This is a genomic window from Actinomyces sp. ICM47 (assembly GCF_000278725.1).
In the GTDB taxonomy this organism is placed as follows: domain Bacteria; phylum Actinomycetota; class Actinomycetes; order Actinomycetales; family Actinomycetaceae; genus Pauljensenia.
Window position 1 is genome coordinate 1 of record NZ_ALCA01000115.1, and the last position, 9,195, is coordinate 9,195.

Below are 9,195 nucleotides of genomic sequence, written 5' to 3' on the forward strand. Positions count from 1 at the left end.
GCCAGGCCCACGAATTCCTCCCGCGCCCACCACACCAGTGTGGTTTGTCGTTACTGTGCGTATCCCATCCAGGCCCCGCCGCCGCCCACCAGCACCACAGCCAGGCCCACCAATTCCTCCCGCGCCCACCACACCAGTGTGGTTTGTCGTTACTGTGCGTATCCCATCCAGGCCCCGCCGCCGCCCACGAGCGCCGCAGCCATACCCTCCCGATTTTCCGTGCTCTCCACACCGGTGACGGTGGGATTTTACAGAATTAGGAGCTGGCTGCCGGCGTGCCGGGGTTCTAATGATGCAACATTCCCGTTTGGTGGCGGTGAAGCCACGACGTGAGGCAGTGTGGCGCTCAAAGTGCAGACCACCTCGGTGAAAAACACTGAAAACGGGCTGTTAAGGGCGAGGTGGTCTGCGTTTTGGGCGTAATAGCCTCTTGTTATGGTGTATTGCTCGCACATAGACCCGTCATTGAGACCCTAAACCCGCTAATGATGCAACATTCCCATTTGGTGGCGCTGAAGCCACGACGTGAGGCAGTGTGGCGCTCAAAGTGCAGACCACCTCGGTGAAAAACGCCGAAAATGGGCTGTTGAGGGCGAGGTGGTCTGCGTTTTGGGCACAACGGCGTCTGGCAGGGTGTGTTGTTCGCACGCAAACCCGCTATTGCGAGTGGGAACCCGCTATATCGCACGCAAACCCGCTAGTTGGAGTGTGGGCGGCATTGCCCAGGCTCAGAACAGCAGGCCCGCGTGCGGATTAGGGGACCCAGGCTCGGAACAGCAGGCCCGCGTGCGGATTAGGGGACCCAGGCTCGGAACAGCGGGCCCGCGTGCGGATTAGCGGGCCCACGTGCGAGTTACAGGCCCACACCCCTGACATTTGTCATGGCTCCTCCTGCATCAAAGGACACTTCCGGCCCCATTAATACGAGCGCAGACTGGGAGCCATGAACACGAACACCACGCCCGCCCTTCAGGCGACGAACATCCACCAGTCTTTCGGCCACGTCGACGCGCTGCGCGGCGTGAACCTCACCCTCATGCCCGGCGAGATCGTGGCGCTCCTCGGCGTCAACGGCGCGGGCAAGAGCACGTTCCTGGACATCGTCCTCGGCCTGGCCACCCCCACGCAGGGTGATATCAGCGTCTACGGCATGAGTCCACGCGAGGCCGTGCGCCGCTCCCTCGTGAGCGCGATGCTTCAGACTGGCTCGATGCCGCGCGACGGGAAGGTTCGCAACACGATCGACCTGGTCGCCGCGATGCACGCCAACCCGATCCCCACCGACGAGCTCCTAGAGCGTGCGAACCTGACGAAGCTCGCCAAGCGCCCGCTCAACAAGCTCTCCGGCGGCGAGCGCCAGCGCGTGCGCCTCGCCCTCGCGCTTGCCGGCAACCCTGACTTCCTGATTCTCGACGAGCCGACCGCAGGTATGGACGCGCTGGCCCGCCGCGCCTTCTGGGAGACGATGCGCGCCGAGGCCGCGGAAGGCCGCACGCTCCTCTTCGCCACGCACTACCTGACCGAGGCCCGTAAGGACGCCGACCGCATCGTCATCATCGACGCCGGAAAGGTCCTCCTGGACGCCCCCACCGAGCAGGTCGTCGCCGACAACGAGGACCTCGAAGACGTCTTCGAACGCATCACCTCCCACGCCGACGCCGAGTGAGCGCTCGGGATCACGCGCCCGACAACACCACCACCGCCCCGATGCCGACCGTGCGCGACGGGCAGCCGAGACGCGAGAACCCAGCCCAGACCTCGTCCCCACGGGCGTCCAAGGCCCGCGCGAGACAGGCCCGGCGCCGTCCCAAGGCCGACGCCGAAGCCATCACCCCACGACCCCAGATACGACACACGAAGAAGGAATCATGACCACCCACGCACCCGCACGACCCACCGACCGACCGATCCCCTCCCCCTTCACGGGCGCGGGGAAGCTGTGGCGCGCGACGTTCCTATCCCACATCCTTAACCCGTGGAACATGGCGTTTGCAGTGCTCCTGCCCATGTTCATGTACGCGATGTTCGGCATGACGGACGTTGCGCGCGCGACCCAGACCGGGCGCGGGAACCTGGCGGCCGCGATGGTCGCGATGATGACCACGTACGGCGTGATCCTGGTCGGCGGTTCCCTCGGCGCGACGCTGTCCGTCGAGCGTACGACCGGCATCTCGCGCATGTACGCTCTGACCCCCATCCAGCCGTGGGTGATCCTGCTGGTGCGCCTGAGCGCGCTCGTGGCGCTGAGCGCGTTCATCACGCTCATCACCTTCAGCTTCGGTATGGCCACGGGCGCGGAAATGACCGCCGGCGCGTGGGCGGCCAGCGCCGCAGTGGTCATCGCGCTGTCGGCCCTGGGTGCGCTCATTGGCTTGGCCTGCGGCTACACGATTAAGGGCGAGAATGCCTACAGCGCCTCCGCGTTCGTCATGCTGATGGGTGCCTTCGTGTCCGGCATGTTCATCCCGCTGGACCAGCTGCCGCCCTTCGTCGCGCAGATCGCGCCCTTCACGCCCCTGTACGGTGCCGTCCAGGCGATCTACGCGGTCGCCGGAACCGTGACGATGCCGACCGCCGCGTGGCTCAACATCGCCGGGTGGGCGGTCGTCACGGCGGGCATCGCCTGGTGGGGCGCGTCTCACGACACGGATCGCTAGGCTAGTGTCATGAAGGAGCGCTTGATCTCCCTGGCGTGGGCGGCCCCGTGGATGCTGTTCATGGGGTTCCCCCTCGCCTACGCCCTGGAACTGACGGATCCGGTCCAGCGCGCGGGCCTCATCGGGTTGTGTGCCCTTCTCGCGGTCGTTAACTCGGCGACGTGGCTGACCAATCCCCTGCCTGCGCGTAACTCCTTCACGAGGCCGTTCATCCTCTCCCACGCAGCGCTGGTGGCCGCGACGGTTGCCTACCTCGTGTATGCGGTCTCCCTCGACACCCCTCACGCGTTCATGCTGACGTCGTATCTGCTGGTCGCGTGGGTGTTCCAGGCACCGGGTAGATTCATCATCGCGGGTCTCGTGCCGGTGACCGCTATCGCGGGCGTGGCCGGCTACGCGCAGGGTGAGCCCTTGTGGATGGGCTGGTACCTGGTGTTGCTGTGTGTCTTCGTGGGGGTGGCCCGCTGGCGCATGGAGCGTTCGGCCCGCGAGCACCTGCGCCGCCAGGACGCGATCCAGCGGGCGAAGGCGGCGGAGCGGGCGCGCCTGAGCACGGATCTGCACGACATCCTCGGGCATTCGTTGACGGGGATCACGATGGTGTCCGAGCTGGCGGGTCGCCTCCTGGAGGCGGGGCGCGTGGAGGAGGCGCGTGAGCAGATTCGCGCGGTCACCGCGCAGTCGAACGAGGCCTTGGCTGACGTTCGCCGCATCGTGGCGGCAACGCGGGCGCTGTCCCCGGGAGAGGAGCTCGAGGAGGCCCGCTCGCTTCTGGAGGTTGCGCGCATCGACGCCGAGATCACGAATGAGGGCGAGCCGCCGTCGGGTCCTCGTTCGACCGCCGCCGCCCACGTGATCCGCGAGGGTGTCACGAACGCAATCCTGCACGCGCGCCCCTCGTGGGTTCGCGTCCGTCTCTCTCCGGACGGCGTCACCGTCACGAACGACGGATACACGGCCGCTTACGCCGCGTCGAGCGCGGGGTCGGGGTCGGGCCTCGCGGGCCTGTCCGAGCTAGTCGGCGACGAGGGCACACTCACGTGGGGCGCGTCGGGTTCCACGTGGACGCTCGCTCTGTCCTTCGATTCCACATCCGCCGCCCACTCGTCCTGATTGTCCGAGGTCCCAGCCCTGTCGACGAGGCCGTGGCCCCCTCCCTGAACACCGCGCGGTTCCGGGAGGGTGAGTCGGCCTCGTCCTGAGGGGTGAGCCGATCAGAGAAACGAGCCTCTTACCTGCGTTAGCCTTGTACCCCAGGCACAGAGATACAGGAGGGTGACGTGACGATTCGGGTGCTCGTGGCCGACGACCAGGCAATGATTCGCGGGGCGCTGGCGGGGCTGCTGGACCTGGAGCGCGACATTGAGGTCGTCGCGCAGGCTGCAGACGGCGCGCAGGCTCTGGAAGAGCTGGGACGCCTGGCGGACTCGTCCAGCCCGACCCGCGCGAATGCCCCCGCCGACGTCGCGATCATCGACATCGAAATGCCGCGCATGGACGGCATCACGGCGACTCAGGCGATCCGCGCTCGTTTCCCGGGCGTGCGGGTGCTGATCGTGACGACGTTTGGACGCCCGGGGTACCTGCAGCGCGCCCTCGACGCGGGTGCCACGGGCTTTATGGTGAAGGACGCACCGGTTGAGACCCTGGCCGACGGCGTGCGCACGGTGGCCGCGGGCGGACGCGCGATTGATCAGAGCCTGGCGCTCGAGGCCCTCTCGACGGGATCCTCGCCCCTGACGGAGCGTGAGGCCGACGTTTTGCGCGAGGTCGAGGGCGGCGGCACCATCGCGGATATCGCCCGCTCCCTGCACCTGAGCCAGGGCACGGTGCGCAACCACGTGTCCTCGTCAATGCTGAAGATGAACGCGCGCACCCGCGCCGAGGCGGCGTCCCTGGCCCGCGCCGCCGGCTGGCTGTAGGCAGGCTGTGGGCAGGCCGTGCGAGTGGTATCAGAGTGATACCGTGTCGATATGGCAATGACACTCCGACTCGACGAGGATCATGCCCGCAAGCTCAACGAGCTCGCCCAGCGCGTCGGCACTTCCAAACATGAAGCAGTACTGCGCGCCATCGATGAGGACTACAACCGTATGACGCACCGTCAGCGCGTCACCGACGCGCTCAACCAATCTGTTGAACGCTGGGGGGACGCACTGGAGCAACTCGGGCAGTAACGCCGTGCGAGTTCCTCTCACTCGAGACCTTGCTGGACATCGTGTCCGCGCGACGTTATCGGAATGGACGACTACGCGCCCATGAAGCGCGAGTTGCGCGCCATGAAGGGCAGCAAGCGCACGCCCAAGTAGGTGCCCAGCGCGTTCGTGATGACGTCGTCGATGTCGACGACGCGGTACGTGCAGGGCACGAGGCCGAACAGGCCCGTGTACTGCGTGAACTCGATGAGGCACGAGAGCAGCGTGCCGATCAAGAGCCACACGAGCACTCGTTGCGTGGGAATCGCGCGCGTCAAGCGCCCGCCGTCGTCGGGCAGGCTCTCGGAGGTCTTGCGAGAGCGGCGAATCCGCCAGGTCATCTCGGCAAGAGCGCCGAGCGGCATGAACAGAGCGATATTGAGCACGATTGAGAGTGCATACAGGGTACCGCGCAGGGTCTCGCCATCGCGGAATTGGTCGGCGACGGCGTTCAGCGACCCGAAGGGCATGTAGTTGTCCCAGTGCAGGATCGCAGCGCATGCGGCCTGCGGGTCCGAGGGAATCGGCAGCAGGACAAAAATGAGCAGGCCCGTCAGGTAGAGGATCCACGCGAGCGGAAGGGCACGCGGCAGCTTCCACATGGACGAGGCCGTGGCTGAGACAATGGGGATCTCCGCCGTCCTGGGGGTGTCGGGATTCTCCTCACGCTCCAGGAGAGCACCGGTGTCCCGTGAGCGGCGGTAGATGAGGGGCAGCGCTTTAGACACAGTCAGGTGCGAGTGGTCCTGGCCAGACGCCGATGCCGCGTCCGTGGCGGCACGCATGACGTGTGTGCGTGCGTGCAGCCACTTGCGGTCGGCGCGGCGCCCTAGGATCCACCACAGAGTGCACGTGAGCGCGCTGAAGCCCGCGTAGAACCCCAGGTCCATCGCCCAGTTGATTGCTGTGTACATGTCACCTCATTCCTTGAGGCGAACATTACCGGCATTGTTCGGGAACGTGCAGCACGTTGCGGGGTGTTCCACATCGGATGGACACATTCTGAGAAATTGTCTGGGATTCTCCTTGAAATCACTTAGTCAGACGCGCGCACCTGGCATTTGCACGCATGTGTCTATCACACACATGCAACACTTCGAACAGGCTGACAGTTTCGGACTATCAATCACCCCGAACAGGTCGCCAGCTGGGTCGCCATCGCATCCTGCTCGGGCTCGGTGACGCTCAGACCGTAAGAGTATTTCACCGCGATCTGCCGTTTCACGTAGTCGCAGCGGAAGCCGGCGTTGGGCGGCAGCCACTGGTCGGCTGACGAGGCGGACTTGTCCCGATTGGCCGCTCCATCGACCGCCAGCAGGTTCTCGGGATCGTTAGCAAACTCCTGACGGCTCTGCTCGTCCCACTGCCAGGCACCCGAGCGCCAGGCGTCCGCCAGGGCGACGACGTGGTCGATCTGGACCAGCGACGATGTCTTGTCCCCCCTCTCAAACTGGATTGTCTTTCCCGTGTAGGGTTCGGCGAGCGTGCCCGTGAGGACGATGCAGTCGTGCGTGCCCGGCTTGAAGGTGGGCCGCGCCAGGTCGCGGGCCAGGATGTCATTGCGTGTGTCGCAGCCATTGTGGTTGACGTCCGCCCATGCCTCTCCGAAGGCCTCACGGTTGTAATCCGGTATACCGGAGGAATCGTCTGAGGAACGAACGGTAAGCTCACGCAGCTGGCGGGCCGCCTCGCTGTCCGGCAGGGTGGACAGGGCCTGTCCGCTGCGCGTCGGCGGCCACCCCAGGCGCGAGCGCAGGTCCAGCAGATCCCAGCCGACGCCGGGCGCGAACGCCCACACGAGGGCCACGAGAATCAGCGAGACAACGATCTGATCTCCAGTATTTTTACGGCGACGCCGTCTGCGTGCCATGAGGCCTCCTTCTGCCACACGCGAGCCCATCCGTCCCATACGGATGGGGGCACCCCGACGCGTCGTCGGGGTGCCCCCATCATGGACCAAGCCACCTACATCTGCGTACTCGGCGGCAAATCCATGCGGAACTGTTACTTCCTCGGGCTCACAAGCTGTCGCACGAAGTAGATGCACACGATGATGAGCGTCAGCGCGCCCATCGATACCAGCTGAGCCCGGCCCTCGGCGCTCATGAGCATGAGGACGGCAATACCGGCCAAACCCACCAGGACGACCCACGGCAGCCACGGCCAGCCAGGCATACGAATCGCCAGGCTGCCTGAACGCTCCAGGGTCGGGTGCAGACGTATGAGCGAGACGATGATGAAGGTCCACACGATCAGCAGAACCATGCCGATCGCGTTGATGAGCATCGTCAGAATCGAACCGGGCAGGTACCAGTTGCCCAGGACCGCCAGGAGCGCCAGTGCAACAACCAAGCCGACCGCGAACTTCGGGGTGCGACCAGCCGCGATGTCGCCCTCCAACTCGGCGGCCAGGACGGCTTCATCATCCTCGAGGGCGGCCTCGACGACGGCACGCGCGTGCGCCTTCTCAGCGGACGGCGCGCCCAGGAGCCAACGCGGACCCATGTCGCGGGCGGCCAACGAGTAGGCCATGCGCGAGGAGGCGTAGATGTTCGCGGAGAACGCGGAGACCAGCGCCATGAAAATGATGACGTTCATGAGCGTGCCGACAGCCGGAACGCCCGCCATCTCAAGGATGGCGGCAAAGGCGTTGCTGCTCATTGCCTCACTGTCCCACGGCAGCAGAGCAGTCAGGAGGACGACAGAGCCGACGTAGAACACGAGAATGCGGGTGACGACCGAGCGGATCGCGCTCACCATGGCCGCGCGAGGATCCTCGGCCTCGGCCGCGGCAATCGTCACAATCTCCAGGCCGCCGAAGGACGTGATGACGGCCAGGAGCGCCACGGCGATGCCTGACAGGCCGTTGGGTGCAAGGCCGTTGTGTCCCACAACGTTCTGTAGGACACCCTCATGGCCGGGCAGAGGACCCACGATCACAGTGCGCGCCACCAGGAAGACGCCCACGCACAGGAACGCAACGATGGCAACGATCTTCACCATCGACAGCCAGGCCTCGATCTCACCGTACTGCCCGGCAGCCAACAGGTTAATTCCACCAATTACAACGACAATAACGAGGGCAACAACCCACTGGGGCACCTCCGGGAACCAGCCGACGAAAAACTTCGCCGCGCCCGTGACCTCCAAGCCCGAGACCATGATGAGCATGACCCAATAGAGCCACCCGATCGTAAAACCGGCCCACCGGCCGATCCCGGCCTCGGCGTAAGCGGAGAAGGAACCCGTCGTCGGCAGCGACGACGCCAGTTCCGCCAGCGCCAGCATGACCGACACAACGATGACGGCGGCGACCGCGTAGGACACGAGGACCGCGGGACCCGCCTGGGCAATCGCAGAGCCGGTTCCCAGGAAAAAGCCGGCACCGATCGCGAGGCCGAGGGCCATCATGGACAGGTGCCACGTCTTGAAGCGCTTGCGCTCGGGAGCACCGGGCGTCGACGCAGCGGAGGACGTAGAAGGAGGTGTTGATTTGGGATTCACACGGCCATACTAACGCCTCGTTCTGCGAAGAGCTTTCAACTGCGAATATGTGAGAGTGATGGTCCACTCACGGGTCTGCGGGAGCCTCCACCGACGCCAGTGCGCCATGCCTGTAAAGACCAAACCCACGACGATGGATGCGCCCATGCCAAGAACCGGTTGGCCCATGTACCAAAAGACGACCGTCACGACCGAGCAGGCGAACGCCGGGGTCGCGTATAGGTTGTTACCGCCGAAGACTCGCGGCACGAGGCCGGCCGAAATATCGCGGATCATGCCACCTCCGACGGCCGTCATGATGCCCAGCAGGATCGCGGGCATGATCGCGAATCCCGCGTCAAGGGTCTTGATTGCGCCGGTCGCGCTCCAGCAGCCCAGCACCATGCCGTCCGCTATCACCAGGAGCACCGACCACGCGTGCGAGTCCATGCGGAAGGCCATCGCGACGACCGCGCCAATGATCGCGAACCACAAATAATAGGGGTCAGTGATCGCCACGGGAGCGCCCGTGCGCGTGGCCAGGAGCATGTCGCGGACCATGCCGCCCGCGAGCGCCGTCATGATCGCGAGAATACAGAAGCCCACGGCGTCGAAGTTGCGTTCTCGCGCAACCTTTCCGCCGAGAATGCCATTGAGGAGCACGCCCATGAGGTCGATGGCTCGGAAGACCTCGGGCAGTGATTCGTTCAGCGCGTCGAGCAAGTGCATGGCAGTCCGAAACGTCGGTGAGTGCGGGTCGCCCTCATGGTACCGCGTCGCCTCGCTCGGGTGCGCGCAGGTGGACGGGGTCGGCCTCGTCCCGGCGCGCCCTTTCCCGGCGCGCTCGCGTCAGCCTGGCC

The 9,195-nt window shown here is 65.4% G+C and carries 9 protein-coding genes; 5 read left to right on the forward strand and 4 right to left on the reverse strand.

Annotated elements, in window-relative coordinates; translation table 11 throughout:
• The first annotated feature begins 943 nt into the window (after positions 1-943).
• The 5 genes from HMPREF1136_RS08335 (at position 944) to HMPREF1136_RS08355 (ending at position 4,834) form a co-directional block, all read left to right on the forward strand.
• A complete protein-coding gene (locus HMPREF1136_RS08335) occupies positions 944-1,666 on the forward strand; it encodes an ABC transporter ATP-binding protein (protein WP_009648909.1) in 723 nt (240 codons plus the stop codon).
• Positions 1,667-1,868: 202 nt separating this feature from the next.
• Positions 1,869-2,657 carry an ABC transporter permease gene (locus tag HMPREF1136_RS08340; RefSeq protein WP_009648910.1) on the forward strand — a complete coding sequence of 263 codons (789 nt, stop codon included), beginning with the start codon at positions 1,869-1,871 and terminating at the stop codon, positions 2,655-2,657.
• A 9-nt stretch (positions 2,658-2,666) separates the two neighbouring features.
• Positions 2,667-3,770: a sensor histidine kinase gene (locus HMPREF1136_RS08345; RefSeq protein ID WP_009648908.1), complete on the forward strand. Its 1,104-nt coding sequence runs from the start codon at positions 2,667-2,669 to the stop codon at positions 3,768-3,770.
• 167 nt (positions 3,771-3,937) lie between these two features.
• Positions 3,938-4,579: a response regulator transcription factor gene (locus HMPREF1136_RS08350; RefSeq protein ID WP_009648915.1), complete on the forward strand. Its 642-nt coding sequence runs from the start codon at positions 3,938-3,940 to the stop codon at positions 4,577-4,579.
• A gap of 51 nt (positions 4,580-4,630) precedes the next feature.
• Positions 4,631-4,834 (forward strand): CopG family transcriptional regulator, encoded by a 204-nt coding sequence (locus HMPREF1136_RS08355; protein ID WP_009648907.1) that lies wholly within the window; start codon positions 4,631-4,633, stop codon positions 4,832-4,834.
• Between the two features lie 71 nt (positions 4,835-4,905).
• Here HMPREF1136_RS08355 and HMPREF1136_RS08360 read toward each other — a convergent pair whose 3' ends face one another.
• The 4 genes from HMPREF1136_RS08360 to HMPREF1136_RS08375 form a co-directional block, all read right to left on the reverse strand.
• Entirely contained in the window at positions 4,906-5,766 is an 861-nt protein-coding gene (locus HMPREF1136_RS08360) for a VanZ family protein (protein WP_009648913.1), read from the reverse strand.
• Positions 5,767-5,978: 212 nt separating this feature from the next.
• Positions 5,979-6,722: an HNH endonuclease family protein gene (locus HMPREF1136_RS08365; protein ID WP_009648914.1), complete on the reverse strand. Its 744-nt coding sequence runs from the start codon at positions 6,720-6,722 to the stop codon at positions 5,979-5,981.
• 134 nt (positions 6,723-6,856) lie between these two features.
• The gene (locus tag HMPREF1136_RS08370; protein ID WP_009648912.1) at positions 6,857-8,356 is read right to left on the reverse strand and encodes an amino acid permease; all 1,500 of its coding nucleotides are present in this window, start codon (positions 8,354-8,356) and stop codon (positions 6,857-6,859) included.
• Between the two features lie 9 nt (positions 8,357-8,365).
• On the reverse strand, positions 8,366-9,064 hold the full coding sequence (locus tag HMPREF1136_RS08375; RefSeq protein WP_009648911.1) for a trimeric intracellular cation channel family protein: 699 nt from the start codon (positions 9,062-9,064) through the stop codon (positions 8,366-8,368).
• Between the last annotated feature and the right edge of the window lie 131 nt (positions 9,065-9,195).